We start from the raw sequence: 21,976 nt of genomic DNA, 5'->3' as shown, positions 1-21,976 counted from the left end.
GAACACCAGTGATCCTCTCCCGCCGCGCCCGGATCGCGCTGCGCACGGCCATGATCGCCGGCCTCGCCGTCGTCTACCTGCCGCTGCTCCTGGTCCTGGTCAACTCGCTCAACAAGGACCGATCCTTCGCCTGGCCGCCGACCGGACTCACCACCGAGTGGTGGGTCCGGGCCTGGCAGTCCGACGGCGCCCGCACCGCGCTCGTCACCTCCGTGCAGGCGGGCGCCGGGGCGACGCTGGTCGCGCTCGTCCTCGGCACCATGACCGCCTTCGCCGTCCAGCGCCACCGCTTCTTCGGCCGGCAGACGGTGTCGTTCCTCGTGATCCTGCCGATTGCCCTGCCCGGCATCGTCACCGGCATCGCCCTCAACGCCGCCTTCCGCACGGTCCTCGGCCCGGCGGGCATCGGCTTCGGGCTGCTCACCGTCGTCATCGGGCACGCGACCTTCTGCATCGTCGTCGTGTTCAACAACGTCGTCGCCAGGCTGCGCCGCATGTCGCCCTCGGCCGAGGAGGCCTCCGCCGACCTCGGCGCGCACACCTTCCAGACCTTCCGCTACGTGACCTTCCCCGCCGTGCGGTCCGCCTTGCTGGCGGGGGCGCTCCTGGCGTTCGCGCTCTCCTTCGACGAGATCGTGGTGACCACCTTCACGGCCGGCCCCGGCGTCCGGACGCTCCCCGTGTGGATCTACGCCAACCTGGCCCGGCCCAACCAGGCGCCCGTCGTCAACGTCGTCGCCGCGGTCCTGGTCCTGCTCTCGGTCGTCCCGGTGTACCTCGCCCAACGCCTTTCCGCCGACACCCCTGGAGGCCGGTCGTGATCCCGTCGGAACGCACGGGGATGCGCTTCTCCGTCAACATCCCCAACTTCGGCGACTTCGCCGATCCCCGCAACGTCGCGACCGTGGCCGTGGCCGCCGAGGACACGGGCTGGGACGGGCTGTTCGTCTGGGACCACGTCCTGCACCGGCACCACCAGGGACGGCCGTTCGGCGACCCCTGGATGCTGCTGACCGCGGCCGCGCTGGCGACCACCCGGATCCGGCTCGGCACCCTGCTGACACCGGTCCCGCGCTACCGCCCGCAGCAACTCGCCCGCCAGGTGGCCACCCTGGACCACCTCAGCGGCGGGCGGGTCGTCTTCGCCGCGGGCCTGGGCGGCCCGGTGGACGACGAGTACCGCAGCTTCGGCGACACCGCCGGCCCGCGCGTCCTGGCCGAGCGGCTCGACGAAGGCCTCGACCTGCTGCGGCGCTTCTGGTCCGGCACCCCGGTGGACCACCGGGGCACGCACTACGAGGCCCGCGACGTGACGTTGCTGCCCGCCACCGTGCAGCGGCCCGGCCCGCCGGTCTGGATCGGCGGCTTCTGGCCGCGCCGCCCACCCATGCGCCGCGCGGCCCGCTTCGACGGCGCGGTCCCGCTCTTCGAACGCGCCCGGCACGGCCACGTGCCGGACGCGGCCGAGGTGCGGGACCTGATCGGCTACGTCCGCGAGCAGCGCACGGCCGAGCCCGACCGCCCGTTCGAGTTCGTGCTCGGCGGAGCCACACCCCCGGACGCGGCCAGGGCCAGGGACCTGATCGGCCCCCTGCGCGACGCCGGCGCCACCTGGTGGGACGAACGCCGGCTCCAGACCGGCCCCGACCTCGACCGCCTCACCCCGGTCCTGCGCCGCATCGAGGCCGGCCCGCCGGTGCTCTGACGACCCGCCCGCCGTCGGCTCGGGCCGCGCATGCGACCGTCCCCTGCATCGTCAACCGTGCCTGCAGTAGCCGGACGGGTTGGCGGCCGGCGGAAAGCACTGGTACGGCAAGTCCGCGGCGTGATGGCTCAGGAAGCGGCCGATGCACCGGTCCTGGCCGACGCGGCCGTGTGTTGCGCAGAAGGCGAGAGCCGCGGAACCGTCGCTGAAGGGACCCGGGTCGTAGACGACCCAGTACCCGGGGCGCAGTGAGGCGAAGTCGTCGCTCCGCAGGACCTGGGCCGTCGGTACGTCGGCCCTGACCTGTGCCAGCCGCTGGTCCCGAGTGGCGATGCCCGTGGAGACCGGTTCGGAGTAGAGCTGAGCGATCCAGCTGTCCGCGCCGTCCTCTCCTGCTCCGGCACCTGGTGTGGCGGGTGCCGGAGCAGTTGCCGGAGCAGGAGAAGGCGGGGGCCGGCTCGACGCCGGTTCCGGGGTCGGCGTGGGAGTCGGAACCGAGACTCCGACGGGTGATCCGGGGGATCGCGAGGCCGAGGAAGGGTGCGAGAAGGCGCCGCTGATGAGGGCCACTGCGATCGCCCCCATGGCTGCGATGATCGCCGCGGCAATCTGAACGGTGTGCTGCTTCAACCATGGGTCGGAAGAAGGAGAAGCCACGTCACGCCCCTGCGCCAGTCATCGGATCAGCTATCTGATGAACTGTCAGTCATCAGTGCTCAAAAGGTACATGACCGAGGGCGGCGACGCCCCGGGGCCGGGATTTTCGCAGCTCGACTCGCGGCGGTGCCGGAGCGGCCGGCCGGACGGGGCAGGCCGTAGTGGTCGCGCAGGGTGGTGCCGGTGTACTCGGTGCGGAACAGGCCGCGCTCGCGCAGGATCGGGACCACCTGCCGGGCGAACACCTCCAGGCCCGACGGCAGGACGGCGGGCATGATGTTGAACCCGTCCGCCGCGCCGTGGCGGAACCACTCCTCGATCGTGTCGGCGACCTGTTCGGCGGTCCCGGCGAACGTGCGGTGGCCGCGTCCGCCGCCGAGCCGGCCGATCAGCTGGCGGGCCGTCAGCCGCTCGCGCCGGGCCAGCTCCACGATCAGCGTGTAGCGGCTCTTGGCGCCCTCGATCAGGTCCTCGGCGGGCAGGTCGGCCGGGAGCTGCTCGTCCAGCGGCAGTTGCTCCGGCTCCAAGCCGAGCAGGCCCGCGAGCTGCCGCCGGGCGAACTCGGGGCGGATCAACCGGTCCAGCTCGGCCTCCAATTCCCGCGCCTCGGCCTCGGTGTCGCCGATCACCGGGACGATCCCGGGCAGGATCTTCAGGAGCTCGGGGTCCCGGCCGAAGCCCGCGGCGCGCCGCTTCACGTCGGCGTAGAACGCCCGGCCCTCGGTCAGCGTCGGCTGCGCGGTGAAGACCGCCTCCGCCCAGCGCGCCGCGAAGTCCTTGCCGCTCTCGCTGGAGCCGGCCTGCACCAGCAGCGGGTGCCCCTGCGGCGAGCGCGGTACGTTCAGCGCGCCCTCGACCCGGAAGTGGCGGCCGGCGAAGCCGATCGGGTGCACCCGGTCGTTCAGCGCGTGCACGCCGCGCTCCTTGTCGGCCACCACGGCGTCGTCCTGCCAGCTGTCCCAGAGCAGCGTCGACACCTCCAGGAACTCGGCCGCGCGCTCGTACCGATCGGCGTGCGCGGGCTGGGCGTCCAGGCCGAAGTTGCGGGCGGCGGCGTCACCGGCGGTGGTGACGATGTTCCAGCCCGCGCGCCCGCCCGAGACGTGGTCCAGCGAATTGAATCGGCGGGCCAGGTTGTACGGGTCGTTGTAACTGGTGGACGCGGTGGCGATCAGGCCGATCCGGCTGGTCGCGCCCGCCAGCGCCGCCAGCAGCAGCGTCGGCTCCAGCCGGCCGCTCGGCCGCTGGCCCACGTCGCCCCACAGCGCCGGGGCGTCGGCCAGGAAGACCGAGTCGAAGGTGGCCGCCTCCGCGATCCGCGCCAGGTTCCGGTGGTGATCGAGGTCGACGTGGGCCAGCGGGTCGGACTCGGGAAGCCGCCAGGAGGCCTCGTGGTGGCCGGTGTCGAGGATGAACAGGTTGAGGTGCAGCTGGCGCTCGGCCGAGGTCATGGTGCGGTTCCGTTCCGTTCGGTCAGAGGGTTGTTCGGGGTCGGGACGGGCAGCGGGTCGATCAGGGTGCCTCCCCGGCCGGCACGCCCAGCTCCGCCAGCAGGGCGGCCCGCAGCCGCCCGAACTCCGGGTGACTGCGCGGCCGTTCCGCCGGCAGCCGGACCTCGTGGGCCTCGCCCAGGCGCCCCTCGTCCAGGACCACGATCCGGTCGGCCAGCAGCACCGCCTCGTCCACGTCGTGGGTGACCAGCAGCACGGCCGGCCGGTGCCGCCGGCACAGCTCCCGCAGCAGGCCGTGCATCCGGATCCTGGTCAGCGCGTCGAGCGCGCCGAACGGCTCGTCCAGCAACAGCAGCTCGGGCTCCCGGACCAGGGCCCGGGCCAGGGCCGCCCGCTGCGCCTCGCCGCCCGACAGGGTGACCGGCCAGGCCCGGGCGTGCTGCTCCAGGCCCACCTCGGTCAGGGCGACCAGGCCCCGGGAGCGGGCCGCGGCGCGCGGCCCCGGCAGCCCCAGCGCCACGTTGTCCAGTACGCGCTTCCAGGGCTGGAGGCGTGGCTCCTGGAAGACCACGGAGCGCCGCCGCGGTACCAGCAACCGGCCCCGGAAGTCGGGATCGAGGCCGGCCATGGCGCGCAGCAGGGTGCTTTTGCCGGAGCCGCTGCGGCCGAGCAGGGCCAGGAACTCCCCGCGCCGGATGTGCAGGTCGAGGCCGGCCAGCACCTGCCGGTCCCTGAAGGACCGGTGCAGGCCGCGGGCGAGGACCGCGGTGTCCTGGGCCGGGCTGGTGTCAGGGGTGCCAGGGGTGTCAGGGGCGCGAGTGGTGTTTGCGGTGCCAGGGGTGCGAGTGGTGGCCGTGGTCATGGTCCGACTCCTCTCAGCTTCCGTCGAATCCGCGTCGCCAGCGGAGCAGCCGGCGTTCCAGCAGGCGGACGACGGCGTCGGCGCCCAGGCCCAGCAGCCCGTAGATCAGCAGGCCGAGCACGATGATGTCGGTGCGGTACCAGGCCTGGGCCTGGTTCATCAGGTAGCCGATGCCGCTGGTGGCGTTGAGCTGTTCCGCGATGATGATCACCAGCCAGGAGCTGGTGAGCGCGAAGCGCAGGCCGACCAGGAAACCGGGGACGGCGCCGGGCAGCACCACGTGGCGGATCAGCGCGAGGCGGCCGAGCCCCAGCACCCGGGCCGACTCGACCAGTCGGCCCTCGACGCCGCGGATGCCGGCGTAGGTGTTCAGGTACACCGGGAAGACGGTGGCGAACACCACCAGGGCGACCTTGGGCTCCTCGCCGACGCCGAACCAGATGATGACCAGCGGCAGCAGCCCGAGGACCGGCAGCGAGCGCAGCACCTGCACGGTGGAGTCGACCAGGTCCTCGCCCAGCCGGAACAGGCCGGCGGCCACCGCCAGGACCACGCCCAGGCTCACCCCGATCACCAGGCCCTGCGCGACCCGCAGCAGCGAGGCGAGCAGGTTGCTCGCGAGTTCCCCGCTGCGGGCCAGGTCCCAGCCGGCGGCGAGCACCTGGCCCGGGGTGGCGAGGACCCGGGGGTCGATCTGCCCGAGGCTGCCGAGCAGTTGCCACAGGGCCACCAGGATCAGCGGTCCGGCCAGGCGCCGTACGGGCCGCGGCAGGGGCAGACGGGCGCGGCGGGGCCGGCTCAGCCCGGCGGCGTCGACGAGCGGGGCGGTGTCGGCCGGTGGGGCGGCGGGCGGGGCCGCGAGGGCGGCGGTCGCCATGGTGGGTCCTCCTCTCTTCGGATTCTCTTCGGGTTCTCTTCAGGCGGGCCGGGATCAGACCGGGTTGACCACGCGGTCGGCGGTGAACGGGCGGCCGTGCACCAGCTCGGACTCCCGTCCGTCCGGCCCCACCGGCACGTCGCCGATCAGGGTGACCCGGTGCAGCGTGCGGGCCACGTCCAGGTGCTCCAGGTCGCGCGGGGCCAGGTGGGCGGTGGCCCGGTTGTCCCAGAAGGCCACGTGTCCGGGCTCCCAGCGGAACCGCACGGTGTACTCGGGGCGGGTGAGTTCGGCGTAGAGCAGGTCGAGCAGGCGCCGGCTCTCCGCGGCCGAGACGTCCACCAGGTGGCTGGTGAAGCCCGGGTTGACGAACAGGGCCCGCTCGCCGGTCTCCGGATGCACCCGCACCACCGGGTGCACGGCGACCAGCAGGTTGCCGTCGATCCGCCTGGCGTACTCGCTGCCCGCGCCGAACTCCCGTGCGCCGCCGTAGCGGTGCTCGGCGCGCAGGGTGTCCACGAACGCCCGCACCGGCGCGGACAGGCCCTGGTAGGCGGCCACCAGGTTCGTCCACTGGGTGTCGCCGCCGATGTCGGGGGCCACCTCGGCGCGCAGGATCGAGGCGGCCGGCGGGTTGACGGCGGCGGTGACGTCGGTGTGCCAGCCGTCGAAGTAGCTGTACTGGCGCCGGCGGTACTCGTCGCGGAAGCCGGCGCCGTAGCGCTCCTCGAAGCGGCGCGGGTCGATGGTGAAGATCTGCGGGTGGTCGACCGGCGGCGCGTCGTCGTGCGGGTGGGCGTGGGTCGGCTCGCCGAACTGGCGGGCGAAGGCGATCTGGGTGGCGTGGTCGAGCCGCTGGCCGCGGAAGAACAGGACCTTGTGGCGGTGCAGCGCCTGCCTGATCCGCTCCACGGACTCGGCCGGCAGCGGCCGGGACAGGTCGACGCCGTCGACGTCGGCACCGATGTGGCCGGCGACCGGGCGCACCGAGACGTTGCTCACGGGAACTCCTCTGCTGGGATTTCGACGGGGGTGGGAGGGCGATCAGTGTTGGCCGGCCGCGACGGCCGGGTTGAAGTCGCGCCGGACGTCGGCGGGGAACCCGCCGGAGACGTCCACCTTCTTCGGCACCTGGCCGTTGGCGAGGAAGAGGTCGGCCTGGCGCTGCTGGGCGGCGACCACCTGGTCGCTCAGCGGGGCGAACTCCGTCTCCCCGGAGGCCTGCCAGACGAGCTTGCCGACCTCAGGGGTCTGCTTGTTGACCTTGACGTAGTAGGCGTCGATCCAGGCGTCCGGGTGGGTCCGGTTCCAGCTGTTCGCCGTGATGATCCGGCCGACCAGGTCGACCAGGGCCTTGCGGCGGGCCGGGTCGCCGAGCGACTTCTGCGCGGCGAGCCAGAAGGTGTAGCCGGAGGACACCTGCTGACCGTTGATCAGCGTGACCGCGTCGGCGTGCGCGCGGCCGTAGGTGATCAGGTCCTGCGGCGAGGCGGTGGCGGCGTCGACGGTGCCGGACTCCAGCACGCCGCCGATGTTCTGCAACGGCACGTCCACGGCCGTGACGTCATGCTGCTTGAGGCCGACCGTGTCGAGGGCCTGGAGCAGGAAGCCCTGGTTGGCGGTGCCCTTGGAGTAGGCGACCTTGTGGCCCTTGAGGTCGGCCAGGGTACGGATCCCGGTGCCGGCCCGAGCCACCAGCGTGTAGCCGGGGCCCACGGTGTGGCTGACGCCGACCACGTCGACGGGGACTCCCGCGGCGGCGGCGTAGATGGCGGGGGTGTCGCCCATCACGCCGAGGTCGATCGCCCCGGCGGCGAACGCCTGGTTGACCAGCGGGCCGCTGTTGAACTGGTCGAAGACCACCCGGTAGCCGAGCCCCTGGGACTGGCCGGAGGTATCGAGCAGCGTCTGCAGGTACTTGCCCTGGTCGCCGACGTGCAGGGTGAGCTGCCCGGATCCGCCCCCGGCGGCGCTGTCGGCGCTCGCGCTGGTGCCGCAGGCGGCGACCAGGGACAGCAGGGCGACCAGGGCCAGTGGCCGGGCGCGGCGGACGGCGGGGGGAGTCATGGTGCTCCTAGGGAGGTGGGCGCGACGTGACGGGGAGCGCGGTCGGCGTGGGGTGAGCCGAGCGGTGAAGGTGAAGGGGGTACGGGCCGGGCAGGACTCCCGGAACGGTCACGGGAGTACGCCGACGGCGTTCGAAGGGCGGGACGGGCCCCAGGGGTGGGTGCCCCGTCGGCTCAGCGGCGGCTCAACAGCCCAGGCCGGCGAAGTGGTGCAGGCGGAAGGCGTTTACGGGCTGCCGGTCGGCGGCTGCCCGGATCGTCGCCCTGCGCTGTGCGTCCATGGCTGAAGTCTCCCGGGCGCTCCCGGCACCGGCAAGGTTTTCTGACGGCCTGGAAGTAATGCCGTTCACCGGACGCTCCGTGCGGTGCGCAGCCCCAGCGGGTCCTGGTGGACGGCCGCCAGCACCGGGGCGGTCGCCGCGACGGCGAGCGTCTCGGTGCCGAAGGAGCCCGCGCGGACCACGGCCTCCCCGGCGCGGGGCCCGCGCGCCGCGACGGCGGTGTGCAGCGCGGGCAGCAGCTCCGGCAGGTGGATGGCCACGGCCTCGGTGAGCACCAGGGCCTGCGGGTTCATGAGGTCGAGCAGCAGGCTCACCACCCCGGCCAGCAGGCGCAGCCGGGTCCGGCACAGGTCCAGTGCGCGGGCGTCACCGTCCCGGGCCGCCGTCAGCAGCAGCATCAGGTCGGGCCGGTCGATGACCCCCTCCGCCGCGGCCCGCGCGGCGAAGGCGCGGTCCGAGACGGTGGCCTGGAGGCAGCCGACGGCGCCGCATGAGCAGCGCGCGGTGGAGTCCGGCACCGGCAGGTGAGCGATGCCTCCTGCCCCGTTGCGCGGGCCGCGCAGCGGGGTGGCCCCGGCCACGATGGCGGCGTCCACCACGTTGCCGACGAACAGGTGCACCAGGTCGGCGCCGCGTGCCGTGCCGAACAGGCACTCCGCCTGGGCGAGCGCGTGGGCGTGGCCCTCCACGTGCACGGGCAGCCAGGTCGCCCGTTCCAGCTCCTGGCGCAGCGCCACCTCACGCCAGCCGAGCGCCGCGTTCTCCACGACGGTCCCGCGCACCGGGTCCACCCAGCCCCCGGTGACCGCGCCGACGCCGAGCACCGACCGTCCGCCGGCGTGCCGGCGCAGGAAGCCCGGCAGCCGGGCGGCCACCCACCGCGCGTCGGCGCCCTGCGGTTTGGCGGTCCGCTCGTGGGCGACGACCCGCCCGCGCAGGTCGGTGAGCGCGAAGGTCAGCCACGGACCGGCGATGTGTACCCCGGCGGCCACGTGCCGCCGGGTGTCGATCTCCAGTGCCCTGCGCGGGCGCCCCGGCCGGGCCGGCTCCCGGTCGGCCGCGGCTTCGCGCACCAGCCCCAGGGCCACCAGGTCCGCGCTGTGCCGCGACACGGTCGCCGGACTGAGCCCGGTACGCCGGCTGAGCTCCCCGCGCCCGAGGGGCCCGTGATCGAGCACGGCGCGCAGCACGGCGGTGGCCCCCTCCGGCTTGTCGGCGGCGGACGGCGGGGCGGGGTCGGCGACGAGTGCGAGCGTCATGGAGGTCCTCGGTCCGGTCGAGGTTCGGCAACGGCCTGTGGGGTGACTACCGGGGACGGCGACAGCTCGCGAAGGTCATGCCCCGATGGTGGCGAGCCCGTTCCAGCAGGTCAATGGACACCCGTAACAGCCGGATGGCAGTCCTGCGAACAGCCGCGCGGGTCGTCGCTCCGCGGTGGGGGTCAGGCGTAGTCGGCCGTGGGTTGGTCGATCCCGGGGCCGCCCGGGTGGGGGGTTCGGACGTAGCCGTCCGGAGGTGTGGGTAGAGCCTGGACGCAGGCTTCGGAGCAGGCGTCGACCAGGAGCGGGAGCACGTCGGTGGCGACCCGCAGGGAGATCCACGCACGGTGGATCCCGATGCCGTCCAACGGCCGTGCGCACACACTGCACGTGCTGCCCGCCCCCTCGCCGCCGGACCGGAGCGGGGGGGGGGGGGGAACGTCCTGCTGGTCGTCGTGGAAGCGCACGCGGCGCCGATTGGTCGCCCGGGACTGTTCGAAGCACGTGCAGGTGTGACGGGGGAATGCGCCGCCGGACGTCCTCGAATCTCCCTCGTTCGCCATGGCGTACACGATACGGATGGGCACGGGCGGTGATCGGGCTGTGTCGACACCTTGGTGGGGTACCCTCTCGACGATGATCTTTGTACTAATCGTGATCACCAGCGTGGTGGCGGCGTGGTCGCTGGTCGCCGGGCGGTTGGAGCAGTGGCACGTGCGGGCTCCGCTGGTGCTGGTGCTGGCGGGGGTCCTCACCGGGGTGTTCACGCACAGTCACCTCGCGGCGACGATGGACTCCGAGGTCGCGCAGCACGTGGCCGAGGTGATCCTGGCCGTCCTGCTGTTCGTCGATGCCACCGAGCTGCCGGGTGGGCGGCTGTTCGGCAACGACCCCGTGTCGGCGGTGCGGGCGCTGCTGGTGGCGATGCCGCTGAGCCTCGGTCTGATGGTGCTGCTCGGGTGGCTGTTGCTGCCCGCCATGCCGTGGTCGGTGCTGCTGCTAATCGCGTGCATCATCGTCCCGACCGACTTCGCCCCGGCCGAGACCCTCGTGCGCGATCCGCGGATCCCGGCGCGGGTGCGCGGTGTGCTGAACGTGGAGAGCGGCTACAACGACGGCATCGTGTCGCCGCTGTTCCTGTTCGCGCTGATCCTGGCCGGGACGCACTCCGAGGCGCGCACGCCCGCGGAGGCGCTGGGCACGACCGTGCCGGCGGCGGTGAAGGCCGTCCTGGCGGGCTTCCTGCTGGGGGCGCTGATCGCGTGGCTGATGAACCGGGCCGACGGCGCGCGCTGGATGACGGCGCAGTCGCGGCGGATCATGGTGCTCGTCTCGCCGCTGATCGCGTACACGGTGACGGTGTCGGTGGACGGGAACGGCTTCGTGGCCGCGTTCGTGTGCGGCATCGCCTTCCGGTTCATCCGGCAGGCGCCGGTCCGCCGGCACGGCGCCTCGGCTCCGGACGCCTCGGACTTCCAGCTGATCGAGGACACCAACTCGATCATGACGATGGGCATGTGGTTCTTCTTCGGCAACGCCGTGGTGCTGACGGTGAGCGAGGGCGTCGACTGGTCGATCGTCGTGGTCGCCGTCGCCGCGCTCACCGTCGTGCGGATCGTGCCGGTCCTGCTCGCGTTCCTCGGCTCGAAGTTCAGCTGGCGCGAACGGCTCATGGTCGGCGCGCTCGGTCCGCGCGGCACGACGTCCATCGTGTTCGGCCTGCTCGCGTTCAACGGCCTCCCGGAGGGGCCGCTCGCCGTCACCGCCCTGGACACCATGACGCTCACGGTGCTCGGCAGCATCCTGATCCACGGCGCCGGGTCGGTGGCCATCGCACGGCTCCTGAACGGCCGGTCCGCCGAGCCGGTCGCGACCGCCGCGGCCCCGGGGCACGAGGGGGCGGGGGCGCCGAGGGAGTGACGGCCGGCCGGGGCGGCGCGGGGTGCCGCGCGGTGCGGCGTGAGAGGCTCGCGTCATGGAACAGCGCGTACTCGGCCGCACCGGCCGTCCCGTCTCGATCGTCGGACTCGGTACCTGGCAGCTCGGCGCGGACTGGGGGGACGTCCGCGAGGAGGACGCCCTCGCCGTGCTGGACGCCTCGGTGGAGGCCGGTGTCACCCTCTTCGACACCGCCGACGTCTACGGCGACGGCCGCAGCGAGCAGTTGATCGGCCGCTACCTCAAGGGCCGCCCGGACGCCGGGGTGTTCGTCGCCACGAAGTTCGGCCGCCGGGTCGAGCAGCGGCCCGAGCACTACCACCTCGCCAACTTCCGTGCCTGGGCGGACCGTTCACGGGCCAACCTGGGCGTGGAGCGGCTCGACCTGGTGCAGCTGCACTGCCCGCCGACGCCCGTGTACTCGGCGGACGAGGTGTTCGACGCCCTGGACACCCTGGTGGCGGAGGAGCGGATCGCCGCGTACGGGGTCAGCGTGGAGACCTGCGCGGAGGCGCTGACGGCGATCGCACGCCCGGGTGTCGCGAGCGTGCAGATCATCCTGAACGCCTTCCGGCTCAAGCCGCTGGAGCGGGTGCTGCCGGCCGCCGAGGCCGCCGGGGTGGGGATCCTGGCCCGGGTGCCGCTGGCCTCCGGGCTGCTCTCCGGCCGCTACACCCGGCAGACCGTGTTCGCCGCCGACGACCACCGCACCTACAACCGGCACGGCGAGGCCTTCGACCAGGGCGAGACCTTCTCCGGGGTGGACTTCGCGACCGGCGTCGAGGCGGCGGCCGAGTTCGCCGCACTCGCGCCCGAGCGCGCCACGGCGGCGCAGACGGCGCTCCGCTGGATCACCCAGCAGCCGGGGGTGACGACGGTGATCCCGGGCGCCCGCAACGTGGCGCAGGCGCGGGCCAACGCGGCCGCCGCCGACCTGGCGCCACTGCCGGAGGCCATCTTGGACGCCGTGCGGGAGCTGTACGACCGCCGGATCCGGCCCCAGGTGCACGACCGCTGGTGACGCCGGCCCGCCCTGGGGCCGCAGTGCCTCAGGGCGGCCGCGTCCGGGCGGGCACCTCTAACAGCCGCTGCGCCGCAGAGGGTCCGCGCAGGTCAGGGGCACCGAAGGCGTCGCGAAGGGGGCCTCCCGGCGGGCCCGGCGGCACTCGATCCGGCGGCACAGTAGCGTTACGTTGATATGGCATGTACGCTGCGTGTCGCTGGTTGAACACCATGCGGGCCTGGTCGCCACTCCGTGGGGGGAGTCACGTCCAGGCCCGGTCGCCGGCCAGGCCTCGGTTGGGCTCGTGGGGGAGCTTCAGCCGAGGCCGTCGGTGGCTGTCATCGTTATGCCCGCCCTGACGGTGTTTCAGTCATGACAAGGCGCGAAGGTTTCGGCGAAGGGGAACTTTCTTGCGAGTGCCGTCGGCGCGGGCGCCCGAACCGCCCGGCCTCAGGGCTCCAGGCGGATGCGGACGCGCCGGTTCTGGCGGCCCTTGTTCTCCACCTTGGTGACGGTGATGCGGCCGATCTGGCCGGTGGAGGCGACGTGGGTGCCGCCGTCGGCCTGGGCGTCGAGGCCGACGATGTCGACCACGCGGACCTCGGGCACGTCCGGCGGCGCCTTGAACTGGGTGCGCACGAGGTCCGGGATGGCCTCGGCCTCCGCCTTGGGCAGGGTGCGGACCACGATCTTGCGGTCGGCCGAGATCTCCGCGTTGACGGCGTCCTCCAGGGCCTGCTTGAAGCCCGGCGGGACCTCGGGCAGGTTGAAGTCCATCCTGGCCTCGCCCGGCTCCATGTTGTTGCCCGTCACCAGGGCGCCGAAGTCCCGGAAGACGGTGCCGCACAGGACGTGCAGCCCGGAGTGGGTGCGCATCAGGGAGCTGCGCCGCTGGTCGTCGAGGGCGCCGGTGACGGTGGTGCCCGCGGGCGGGACGGGGTCGCCCGGGGCCGGCAGCAGGTAGAGGTCGTCGCCCTTGCGGGTGCCGATGATCGAGGTCTGCACGCCCTGCCAGATCAGCACGCCGTGGTCCGGCGGCTGGCCGCCGCCGCCGGGGTAGAACGCCGAGCGGTCCAGGACGATCCCGGCCTCGGGATCGGCCGGATCCGACCACAGGACCGTGCAGTCCCATTCCCTCAGCGTGACGTCTTCCCAGTCCAGCCGGTGCGTGCGGCCGTGGTGGTCGATTCCCATGGGCAGTTGGAGCCGCGGTCGCCCGACCGGGCCCGCCGGCTCCTTCTCCTTTCCGGTGACACTGCGGTAGTTCTGCGGTACGCGTGGCGATCCCCGCGCGCGGACCTGCCCGAACTCGCCCGTACGGCCGCGCCTCGCCAGTCGCTCCGAGCATACGCGGTCCGTCGTCGAACACGTGACGCTACGTCAACTCACCAGCCGGAGCAGCGCGGCGGTCGCGGCGCCGAGCGCCACCACGAGGAGGAAGGGCGCCCGTAGGAGCGCGGCCACCACCGCGACGCCGAAGCCGGCCGCGCGGGCGTCCAGGACGAGGTCGTGGCCGCGACTGAAGGTCTGCACGGCGACCAGTGCCGCCAGCAGGGCGACGGGCAGCAGCGCCGAGATCTCCTGGACCCGCCGTCGCTTGAGCACCGACTCCGGCACGCACAGGCCGGCCAGCTTGAGCAGGTAGACGCCGAGGCTGCCGAGCAGGATCGCGGTCCACATCAGCGGTTCTCCTTGCGCAGCGCGAGGCCGGCGACGCCGGCGACCAGGCCGGCGAGCAGCACCGGCACCCCGACGGGCAGGAGCGGCACCCCGGCGAGCGCGACGGCGGCGGCCGCCACGGCCACCGCCCAGAACCGCCGTTCGCGCAGCCGGGGCATCAGCAGGGCGACGAACGCCGCGGGCGACGCGACGTCCAGGCCGAGCGCCTCCGGGTCGGGCAGGACCTTCGCGCCGAGGGCGCCGGCGAGCGTGGCGATGTTCCAGCAGACGAAGACGGCCGCGCCGGTGGCGTAGAAGGCCAGCCGCGCCTCGCGCCGGGTCCCGCGTCCCATGGACATCGCCGAGCTCTCGTCGAGCACCAGCTGCGAGGTGGCCACCCGCCGCAGGCCGCCGACCTGGAGGAGGGCGGACAGGTTCAGCCCGTAGAGGCTGTTGCGCACGCCCAGCAGGGTCGCGGTCGCCGCGCCGGTGAGGGCCGCGCCGCCGGCGCCGAGGACGCCGATCACGGCGAACTGCGAGGCGCCGGAGAACATCAGGAGGGACAGCGCGCAGCTCTGCAGCACCGAGAAGCCGGCGACGACGGCCAGGGCGCCGAAGGACAGGCCCAGGGCGCCGACCGCGAGCCCGACGCCCACCGCGTCCCGCAGCACGGCGGCTCTCTGCCGCGGCCAGCTGTCGGCGGTGGGTACCGGGCTCGCGGTGGATTGCGCTTTGGTCATGGATTCCGCTCTCGCAGCACGATCGTCAGTTCGTCGTGCGCCTTGGCGCACAACTCGGCGGCCGCGTCGGGGGTTTCGCCCTCGGCGATGACGTAGCCGAGCCGATGGTATGCGTTCTTCGCGGGCTCCACCCGCTGTTCCGGGCGAGCCGTGACGGTGACATGGCGGACGCCTTCGAGGGCTCGCGCCGCCTCGGTCCCGGAGACGTGCGAGAAGGTGCCCTCGCGCTCGGCGAGCAGGAAGCGGATGGCGGCGGCCCGGGCCGGGACGCGGTCCAGCCGGGGCGGGCGGCCGAGGGCGGCGCGGACCTGCTCCTCGAGCAGGTTGATCCCGGTGGAGAGCCGGACGAGCTCGGGGATCATCCCGCCCGCGAGGCGGCCGTTGACCTCGATGACGGCCGCGCCCTCCGGGGTGAGCCGGACCTCGGTGTGGGCGGCGCCGTTGGTCAGCCCGACCGCCCGGACGGCCCGCCGGGCGGCCCCGGTCAGGTCGTCGGCGACGTGCGGCGGCACGGCGGCCGGGAAGACGTGGCCGTGCTCGACGAAGTGCGGCGGGCCCGCCAGGTGCTTCTGCGTGATCCCGACGCAGTGCACCTCGCCCGCCCGGCTGAACGTCTCGACGCTGAACTCCGGCCCGTCCAGGTACTCCTCGACGAGCACCGTGCCGGCGGTGGCCTGCCCGCGGACGTTGACCGTCTCGGCGAGGATCACCCGGCTCTGCGCCACCGCCTGTTCGGCCGTCGAACAGAGCAGCACGTTGTTGGAGCCGCTGTCGTCGGCGGGTTTGACCACGCAGGGCAGGCCGATCCGGGCCACCGCCTCCGGTACGTCCGCCGGGTCGGCCAGGACCGCGAACCGCGGCTGCCGGACGCCGGCCTGCGCCAGGCGGGCCCGGGTGACCGCCTTGTCGCGGCACGCGGTCATGCTCTCCACGGAGTTCCCCGGCAGGCCCAGGAGCGTGGTGAGTCCGGCCACCGCGGGGAGGTAGAAGTCGCTCGTGGTGGCGACCCCGGCGATCTCCTCCCGGCGCCAGGCGGCGCGGACGGTCTCGCGCAGTGCGGCGGCGGAGTTGGTGTCGCAGGTGACCACCTCGCAGCCGGTGCCGGCCACGTCCGGGTAGCGCTCGGGGGAGTTGGTGAGCAGGACCGGGGTGAGACCGAGGTCCCGGGTGAGCCGGAGGGCGAGCATGCCGGTGCCGGTGGTGTTCGACTCGACGAAGAGCAGGCGCTGGCGGTCCGCGGAGCGTTCGATCTCCTCGGTGCGGGACCAGTGCTCGGCGACCTGGCCCGGGGCGATCGTGACGGGTGCGGTGGCGGGCACTTGTCGGTCCACCTGATGTTCGGTCCAGTAGTCGTCGTCATAGATGGTGCGGGTGTAGCGGTCACCGCGGTCGGGGAGGATGCCGACGATCCTCGTCCCCGGGGCCGCGCGGGCCGCCAGGTGGCGCAGCAACTGGTAGACGGACCCGGAGGTGTTGCCCGCGAAGATCTGCTGGTCGCGGGCGAGGTCGCGGGTCGCGGTGAAGGCTTCGAGGTCGTTGAGCCAGTGCACTTCGTCGATCAGCCGCCGGTCGAGGTTGCCCGGCATGAGGCTGTTGCCGAGGCCGCTCTGCTTGCGTCCGGGCCGGTCGGGCTGGCCGAACAGGACGCTGCCGACGGAGTCCACCCCGACGACCCGCAGCTCGGGCAGGGTGGTCCGCAACTGCCGCGCCGTGCCGCAGAGCGAGCCGCCGCTGCCGACCGAGCCGACCAGCACGTCGAACCCGCCGAGGTCGTCGAGCAGTTCGGCGGCGAGGGCGCGGTAGCCGGCCGGGTTGTCGGGGTTGCCGTACTGGTCCGGCCAGAACGCGCCGGGGAGTTCGGCGCGCAACCGGGCCAGGAGCTCCAGGCGGGCGCCCTGCCAGCCCGTCCCGGTCATGGCCTCGACGATGTGGACCTCGCACCCGAGGGAGCGCAGTTTGGCGAGGGTGATGTCGTCGATGCGCGGGTCGGTGACGATATGGACGGGGTGGCCGAGCGCGCGGCCGACGAGGGCCACGCCGAGGGCCATCGTCCCCGAGGAGCTCTCGACGATCGCGGCGCCGTCGGGCAGGGCGCCGGTCCGTTTGGCGGTCAGGATGATGGTGCGGGCGACCCGGTCCTTCATCCCGTAGAGGTTCTGGCACTCCAGCTTGGCGAAGACCTCCACGCCGGCGGGCGCGTCGAGGCGCAGCCGCACGAGTGGGGTGTGGCCTATCGCGTCGACAACACTGTCAAAGAGCACAGTCTCCTCCGATGGAGCCGGCGTGGTGGACAGAGGGGTGCGGGGTGTCGTAATCGGCCTTGCCGAGCGTGCGGTGGACCTCGACCGTGCCCGGGAGGCGGGCGCAGCGGGCGAGGACCTGTTCGAGCCGCGGCGGGTCGGCGCCGTGTTCGCCGAGGAGGATGCCGAGGACGGTGCCGCTGTGGGCGACGACCAGGCCGAGGCCGTCGTGGTCGCGGCAGATCCGGTGCAGTTCCTCGAAGTCCGGGCGGGGGAGCCGGCGGGTGTGCAGTTCGGCGCTGCGGGTGGCGACCTCGCCGATCGTGGCGAGGTCGGCGGAGCTCACGGCGGTGCTCAGGGTTTCGAGCAGGTCGCGGTACTCGCGGCGTTCGCGCAGGGTCGGCGCGGTGACCGTCCGGTTGAAGCCGACGGTGTCGACCGTGCCGCCGGGGTCGTGGGCCACGACGGTGAGCGGGGGCAGGAAGCCGAGCCGCTCGCGCAGGCGCACCTCGCGGTGGTAGTAGCTGACGACGCCCGCGTACATGACGCCGTCGGACGGCTCGATCCCGCGCAGGAAGTACTCGATCTCGGGTTCGGCGAGGGTGATCCCCAGGGTGTCGGCCACGGCGCGGGCGGTGGCGACGAGGTCGGCCGAGGAACTGGCCAGTCCCTTGCCCTCGGGTATCGCGGAGTCGAGCTCCAGGGTGCCGCCGCCGATGTACCCGTGGGCGCGCAGGATCCGGGTGGCGAGGTGCCGGGACTTGTGCTTCCAGGTGGGCCTGACCGTGATCTCGTCGGTGGTCGTGGTGGCCCGGAAGACCGCGGTCGACCAGGCGTCGATGGGCAGGGTCACCAGGAAGCGGCGCTGGCGTTCCAGCAGCATCCCCTGCAGCAGTTCCCCGAAGGTGCCGTTGGCGACCCCGATGCCCGCTTCCTTCCGTATGAACATGATGGTTTCCTCGTTGACCGTCATTGAGCGTCATCGGCCGTCATTGAGCGTCGGTGGCCGTCGGTGGATGTCCGTGATCGTCCGCCGCCGTGCGGCGCCGGGCGTTGCCGTGTCCCGCCGGCGGCTCAGCCGGACGTGAGGCCCAGCAGGCGGTCCGACTCTGCCCCGGCCTCGCGGATCCGGCGGCGCCGGGCGTCCCAGGCGGCCTGGATCCCGTCGTAGCGGTCGGACTGGTCGGCGAGCATCGTGCGGACCTCGTCCGGCCGGGTCGACCCGGCGGAGACCTTGCGCCGGATGCTCGCGTCGGTGTCGAAGGCGGTCGCGAGCAGGCGCCGCGGCTCGGCTATCTCGAAGCCGTGGTCCTTCGCGACCTGCCGCAGGAGGTCGGGCCGGACGTCCTGCGGGGACGCGCCCTGCTCGGCGGCGGCCAGGACGTAGCCGCCGGCCACCACCTGCGCCGTCCGCCAGGGGACGCCCTCGTCGAGGGTGAGCAGGTTGGCGAGGGTGAACCCGCCGAGGTACTCGCGCTCGCAGGCCCCGCGCATGCGGTCGGCGCGGAACTCCAGGTTGTCCAGGACGGCGGTGGCGAGGGTGAACGCGCTGCGGGCGGTGCGGAACGCCGTCAGGACGTTGGCGCCGGCCTCCTTGGAGACCTCGACCGAGTTGGAGTACGGGGTGTTCCGCTGGCCCGTCAGGGTGTCCACGTGGAAGGCGGCGAGGTGGGCCGTCTTGCCGCGGATCCGTTCCAGGAGCGGGAAGTTCTTCTTCTGCGGCATCGCCGAGGAGATCCCGGCGTAGGCGTCCGGCAGGTCGATGAAGCCGTACTCGCTGCTGCCCCAGGAGATCAGGTCGGTGGTGAAGCGGCTCAGCACCACGCCGAACAGCGCCAGTTCGCCGGTGATCCGCAGCGCCCAGTCCCGGGAGGCGACCGCCACGAGGGCGTGCGGGCGCGGGCCGGCGAAGCCGAGCAGCCGGGCGGCGCGGTCGCGGTCCCAGGGGAGCTCCTGACCGGCCATCGCGCCCGCGCCCAGCGGGCACAGGTCGATCTCGTCGTGGGCCGTGAGGAGCCGGCGGGCCGCCAGCAGCACCTCCTCGCCGACGGCGGCGAAGTAGTAGCCGGGGGTGATGACCTGCGCGGCCTGGGCGTGGGTGTACCCGGGCATGAGCAGCTCGGTGGTCTCCCCGGCCAGGCGGTGGGCGGAGCGGCCGAGGGCGAGCAGGGCGTCGGCGGTGAGCGCCAGCTGGTGCCGGGCGAACATCACCTGGGCGCAGGCCTGGAGGTCGTTGCGGCTGCGGTCGACGTGCCAGGCCGGGACGGGCGCGGGCAGTCGCTGGTCGACGTGCCGCTCCAGCGCGAACGCGATGTCCGACATGTTGCGCTCGGGATCGGCGGAGACCGTCGCCGCCGTGATGCCGTGCAGCGCCTTGCCGATCAGCTCGGCCTGCCCGGCGTCGATCAGGCCCATCCGCAGGTACTCCAGGGCGAGCACCTTCTCGATCGCCAGGTACCAGGGCAGGAGGTGCTCCAGCTCGAACTCGAACTGGGGGGCCAGGACTTCCTCGTGGAGCAGGGTGTGCGGGTTCGCGGTGATCCTTCCGGTCAGGGGAGCCGCCACGGGTCACCGACCTTTCTTCCGGATGGTGAAGGCCAGGCTCTCGTGCTCGTGGAAGTAGGGCCGGTAGCCGGCGTGCGGGGGCTCCATCCAGCGCAGCAGCTCCACCGCGGCGACCTCGTCGGCGAGCCCGGCGTCGGCGAGGTAGGCGTCGAGATCGGGGCGGTCGAAGAAGCGGCAGTAGAAGTCGGCGTGGTCCAGGTACTCCTTCGGCCGGACCTCCTTCATGCCGGGGTCGCCGACCTGACAGTCGTTCATCGTCCACATGTTCGCGACGACGTGCCCGCCGGGGCGGCAGATCCGGTACAGCTCCTGGAGTGCTTTGACGGGCTCGGTGAGGTGACCGAGGAGGTCCCAGCAGAAGATCCCGTCGACGGAGTCGTCGGGCAGCCCGGTGGCGAAGGCGTCGGTCACCTTGAAGACGACGTTGTCGGCGTTGGCCTTGGCCACCACCCGGCGGGCGATCCCCATCGCGTTGCGGGAGGTGTCGCCGCCGAGGACGACGGTGGCCGCCTGGGCGAGCGGCGGCAGGTTGCGGCCGTCGCCGCACGGGAGGTCCAGGACGACGAAGGCGTCGTGGTCGGCGAACAGCTTGGCCGCGTTCACGACGTAGGGCACCGGCGGGTCGCCCCAGAGGTTGGTGTGGCCGTCCTCCAGCCGGTAGGCGTCGTTCCACTGGCCCTTGGCGAGTTCGTCCTGCGCGTTGGCGGCGCCGGGGCGGCCGGCGGCGGTGTCGGTGGTCACTGGGCGTTCCTCTCGTTGTCCAGGGCGAAGAGCTCCGCGACGCAGCGGTGGGCGTCGACGAAGGCGCGCGAGTATCCGGGGGTCGGAACGAGGTGGTTGTAGAAGGTGGCGCCCTCGCACAGGGGCCCGATCAGCCAGAGCCGCGGGTCGCTCACGCCGGCGGCGTCGACCGGGTGCAGCGAGGCGTCGACGTCGGCGCCCCGCACGGCGGTGCTCTCCGGGAGCAGGCGGCGGATCCGGCCGTCCTCGTGGAGGGAGCGGATCAGCGGGCTGGCGGAGGAGTCCACGGCGGGCCAGGGCGAGTTGCCCGCGCAGAGCCAGTCGACGTCCTCGCGGTGCGGGGTCGCCAGGCGGGTCGAGGCGATCGTCCACCGGCCGTCGTCGTCGTTCCAGCGCACCGACGGGGCCGCGCCGAACGGCGTGCGCACGACCCGCGCCTCGATGAGGGCGAGGAGTTCGGCGTGCCGCTCCTTCTGGGGGCCCACCACCGCGCGGTTGAACAGCGGCACGGTGGTGCGCAGGAACCGGTCGAGGGAGGCGTTCGTCAGGCCGCCGAAGTTGACGGCGTCGCGCAGGGTGTCGCGGACCTCGCGGACGGCCTCCAGGGCCGCCTTCAGGGGGCTGTGGTCCAGTCCGCGGTCGGCCTCGACGAGATCGTGGCGAATCGTTTCCGTCAGCCAGTGCTGATAGCCGACGCTGTCGTGCAGCTCCATGGCGGCCGAGTCGTCCCAGGCCTTCAACGGGTCGAAGGGGCCGTGCAGTTGGTCGAGCAGGTCGAGCGTCGCGGGGAGCTTGTCGGTGTCGGCCGCCGCGGTGAGCTCGGTGGCGAGCGCCGCCTCGGCGTCGGCGCCGCCCTCGACCAGGGCGCGGCACCGGTGGTAGGCGATCCGCATCTCGGTCAGCAGCAGCGGGAACAGGCAGTCGTCGAAGTCGAGGGGCCCGGCCTCGCGGAACTCGGCCACCGTCGCCCGGGTGAGGACGAGCGGCTGAAAGCGGCTGCTCATTCGCATGCGGTGCGGGCGGGCCCGGAACGGGACTCCGGAACGGGAATAGAGGAGCAATTCCGGTTCGGCGCCGCCGGGCCGGTATCGCAGCCGTCGGCCGTCCGGGACGAATCGGCCGCCGCGGCCGACCGTCAATGCGGCGATGACGTCCATGGCCGACAGGCCGAATCCGGCGACTGCCACCGAACCCTCCGGCGGGATCACGGCGAGCTTGTCGGGGATCGGGTACGGGTCGCCGATGTGCCGGGCGGCGGCCGACGGGAATTCGGCTGCGATCGGCGGGGAATTCTCCCGGTTGGGGACGTGACCGACGGTCAGGAAGGCGTAATCGGTGCCGACCGTGGAACCGTCGGCGAGGCCGATCCGGACGCCGGAGCCGGGATCCGAGGCCAGCGAGGTCGCCCGGGAGCGGTGCACGGTCACGCTCAGCCAGGACGGGGCCCGCTCGCGCAGGCGGGCGAGGAACCACTGCAGGTACTCGCCCAGCAGCCGCCTGGGCAGGAAGTCGTTCGGCCGGACCGGACGGCCGGTGCGGCCCACCGTGTGCCCGTCCCCGGCGATCATCAGACCGCGTTCGGTCACCCACTCGTACAGGCTCGGGCCGGCCTCGCCCGCGTACGCCCCGACCGCGTCCCGGTCGGGGAACATCGATATCTCGCCGCACAAGGTATTCAGCAGTAAGTAGTCGGGTTGCGAGACGGAATGGAGTCCCTCGCCCTCGGATAAAGGGTCGATGATCTCCACGCGTAACCGGCCGGGTGGTGCGCCGTGCTTTCCGATCCTGGGCGCCAGGGTGACGATCCGTTCAAGGATGCTGCACCCGCGAGAACCCATGCCGATGATGGCGATTGAATACTCCGATGCCAAGTGAAACCCCCGGAGACATGAGAAGTCGATGAGATCGACGGCGGCCACGCTACGCGACCGA

General features: G+C 73.0%; 19 protein-coding genes. 4 read left to right on the top strand and 15 right to left on the bottom strand.

Features of this window, described 5'->3' with window-relative positions; genetic code table 11:
• Positions 1–50 precede the first annotated feature (50 nt).
• Entirely contained in the window at positions 51–821 is a 771-nt protein-coding gene (locus ACFXDE_RS08290) for an ABC transporter permease (RefSeq protein ID WP_380492183.1), read from the top strand.
• A gap of 20 nt (positions 822–841) precedes the next feature.
• The gene (locus ACFXDE_RS08285; RefSeq protein ID WP_380492181.1) at positions 842–1,705 is read left to right on the top strand and encodes an LLM class flavin-dependent oxidoreductase; all 864 of its coding nucleotides are present in this window, start codon (positions 842–844) and stop codon (positions 1,703–1,705) included.
• A 716-nt stretch (positions 1,706–2,421) separates the two neighbouring features.
• Here the strand turns inward: ACFXDE_RS08285 and ACFXDE_RS08280 are convergent.
• From ACFXDE_RS08280 to ACFXDE_RS08250, 7 genes are all read right to left on the bottom strand, one after another.
• On the bottom strand, positions 2,422–3,813 hold the full coding sequence (locus tag ACFXDE_RS08280) for an LLM class flavin-dependent oxidoreductase (RefSeq protein ID WP_380492047.1): 1,392 nt from the start codon (positions 3,811–3,813) through the stop codon (positions 2,422–2,424).
• Between the two features lie 61 nt (positions 3,814–3,874).
• The gene (locus ACFXDE_RS08275) at positions 3,875–4,675 is read right to left on the bottom strand and encodes an ABC transporter ATP-binding protein (RefSeq protein WP_380492045.1); all 801 of its coding nucleotides are present in this window, start codon (positions 4,673–4,675) and stop codon (positions 3,875–3,877) included.
• 13 nt (positions 4,676–4,688) lie between these two features.
• Positions 4,689–5,552, bottom strand: a complete 864-nt coding sequence (locus ACFXDE_RS08270; protein ID WP_380492043.1) for an ABC transporter permease — start codon at positions 5,550–5,552, stop codon at positions 4,689–4,691.
• 54 nt (positions 5,553–5,606) lie between these two features.
• A complete protein-coding gene (locus ACFXDE_RS08265; protein WP_380492041.1) occupies positions 5,607–6,554 on the bottom strand; it encodes a TauD/TfdA dioxygenase family protein in 948 nt (315 codons plus the stop codon).
• A gap of 42 nt (positions 6,555–6,596) precedes the next feature.
• Complete coding sequence (locus ACFXDE_RS08260) at positions 6,597–7,619, bottom strand: ABC transporter substrate-binding protein (RefSeq protein WP_380492039.1); 1,023 nt, start codon at positions 7,617–7,619, stop codon at positions 6,597–6,599.
• Positions 7,620–7,964: 345 nt separating this feature from the next.
• Positions 7,965–9,158: an ROK family protein gene (locus ACFXDE_RS08255; RefSeq protein WP_380492037.1), complete on the bottom strand. Its 1,194-nt coding sequence runs from the start codon at positions 9,156–9,158 to the stop codon at positions 7,965–7,967.
• A gap of 182 nt (positions 9,159–9,340) precedes the next feature.
• Positions 9,341–9,526 carry a hypothetical protein gene (locus ACFXDE_RS08250; RefSeq protein WP_380492035.1) on the bottom strand — a complete coding sequence of 62 codons (186 nt, stop codon included), beginning with the start codon at positions 9,524–9,526 and terminating at the stop codon, positions 9,341–9,343.
• A 268-nt stretch (positions 9,527–9,794) separates the two neighbouring features.
• Between ACFXDE_RS08250 and ACFXDE_RS08245 the strand changes: the two genes are divergently transcribed.
• Both ACFXDE_RS08245 and ACFXDE_RS08240 read left to right on the top strand, forming a co-directional pair.
• The gene (locus ACFXDE_RS08245) at positions 9,795–11,078 is read left to right on the top strand and encodes a cation:proton antiporter (RefSeq protein ID WP_380492033.1); all 1,284 of its coding nucleotides are present in this window, start codon (positions 9,795–9,797) and stop codon (positions 11,076–11,078) included.
• A 55-nt stretch (positions 11,079–11,133) separates the two neighbouring features.
• Positions 11,134–12,117, top strand: coding sequence for an aldo/keto reductase (locus ACFXDE_RS08240; RefSeq protein WP_380492031.1), 984 nt, complete (start codon positions 11,134–11,136; stop codon positions 12,115–12,117).
• Positions 12,118–12,549: 432 nt separating this feature from the next.
• Here the strand turns inward: ACFXDE_RS08240 and ACFXDE_RS08235 are convergent, their stop codons facing one another.
• The 8 genes from ACFXDE_RS08235 to ACFXDE_RS08200 form a co-directional block, all read right to left on the bottom strand.
• Entirely contained in the window at positions 12,550–13,293 is a 744-nt protein-coding gene (locus tag ACFXDE_RS08235) for an alanyl-tRNA editing protein (protein WP_380442898.1), read from the bottom strand.
• 186 nt (positions 13,294–13,479) lie between these two features.
• Positions 13,480–13,779 carry an AzlD domain-containing protein gene (locus ACFXDE_RS08230; RefSeq protein WP_380442896.1) on the bottom strand — a complete coding sequence of 100 codons (300 nt, stop codon included), beginning with the start codon at positions 13,777–13,779 and terminating at the stop codon, positions 13,480–13,482.
• The gene (locus ACFXDE_RS08225) at positions 13,779–14,498 is read right to left on the bottom strand and encodes an AzlC family ABC transporter permease (protein WP_380492028.1); all 720 of its coding nucleotides are present in this window, start codon (positions 14,496–14,498) and stop codon (positions 13,779–13,781) included. Before ACFXDE_RS08225 ends, ACFXDE_RS08230 begins: the two co-directional genes overlap by 1 nt.
• The gene (locus ACFXDE_RS08220) at positions 14,495–16,759 is read right to left on the bottom strand and encodes a pyridoxal-phosphate dependent enzyme (protein ID WP_380492026.1); all 2,265 of its coding nucleotides are present in this window, start codon (positions 16,757–16,759) and stop codon (positions 14,495–14,497) included. Before ACFXDE_RS08220 ends, ACFXDE_RS08225 begins: the two co-directional genes overlap by 4 nt.
• Positions 16,749–17,687: a kinase gene (locus tag ACFXDE_RS08215; RefSeq protein WP_380492024.1), complete on the bottom strand. Its 939-nt coding sequence runs from the start codon at positions 17,685–17,687 to the stop codon at positions 16,749–16,751. Before ACFXDE_RS08215 ends, ACFXDE_RS08220 begins: the two co-directional genes overlap by 11 nt.
• A 125-nt stretch (positions 17,688–17,812) precedes the next feature.
• Positions 17,813–19,303, bottom strand: coding sequence for an argininosuccinate lyase (locus ACFXDE_RS08210; RefSeq protein WP_380492022.1), 1,491 nt, complete (start codon positions 19,301–19,303; stop codon positions 17,813–17,815).
• 3 nt (positions 19,304–19,306) lie between these two features.
• A complete protein-coding gene (locus tag ACFXDE_RS08205; protein ID WP_380442886.1) occupies positions 19,307–20,044 on the bottom strand; it encodes a class I SAM-dependent methyltransferase in 738 nt (245 codons plus the stop codon).
• Positions 20,041–21,882: an FAD/NAD(P)-binding protein gene (locus ACFXDE_RS08200; protein ID WP_380492179.1), complete on the bottom strand. Its 1,842-nt coding sequence runs from the start codon at positions 21,880–21,882 to the stop codon at positions 20,041–20,043. Before ACFXDE_RS08200 ends, ACFXDE_RS08205 begins: the two co-directional genes overlap by 4 nt.
• Positions 21,883–21,976 lie beyond the last annotated feature (94 nt).

The organism is Kitasatospora sp. NPDC059408, assembly GCF_042751525.1.
In the GTDB taxonomy this organism is placed as follows: domain Bacteria; phylum Actinomycetota; class Actinomycetes; order Streptomycetales; family Streptomycetaceae; genus Kitasatospora.
The sequence above is the reverse complement of the archived record's forward strand: the minus strand, read 5'-3'. Positions and strand labels throughout refer to the sequence as shown.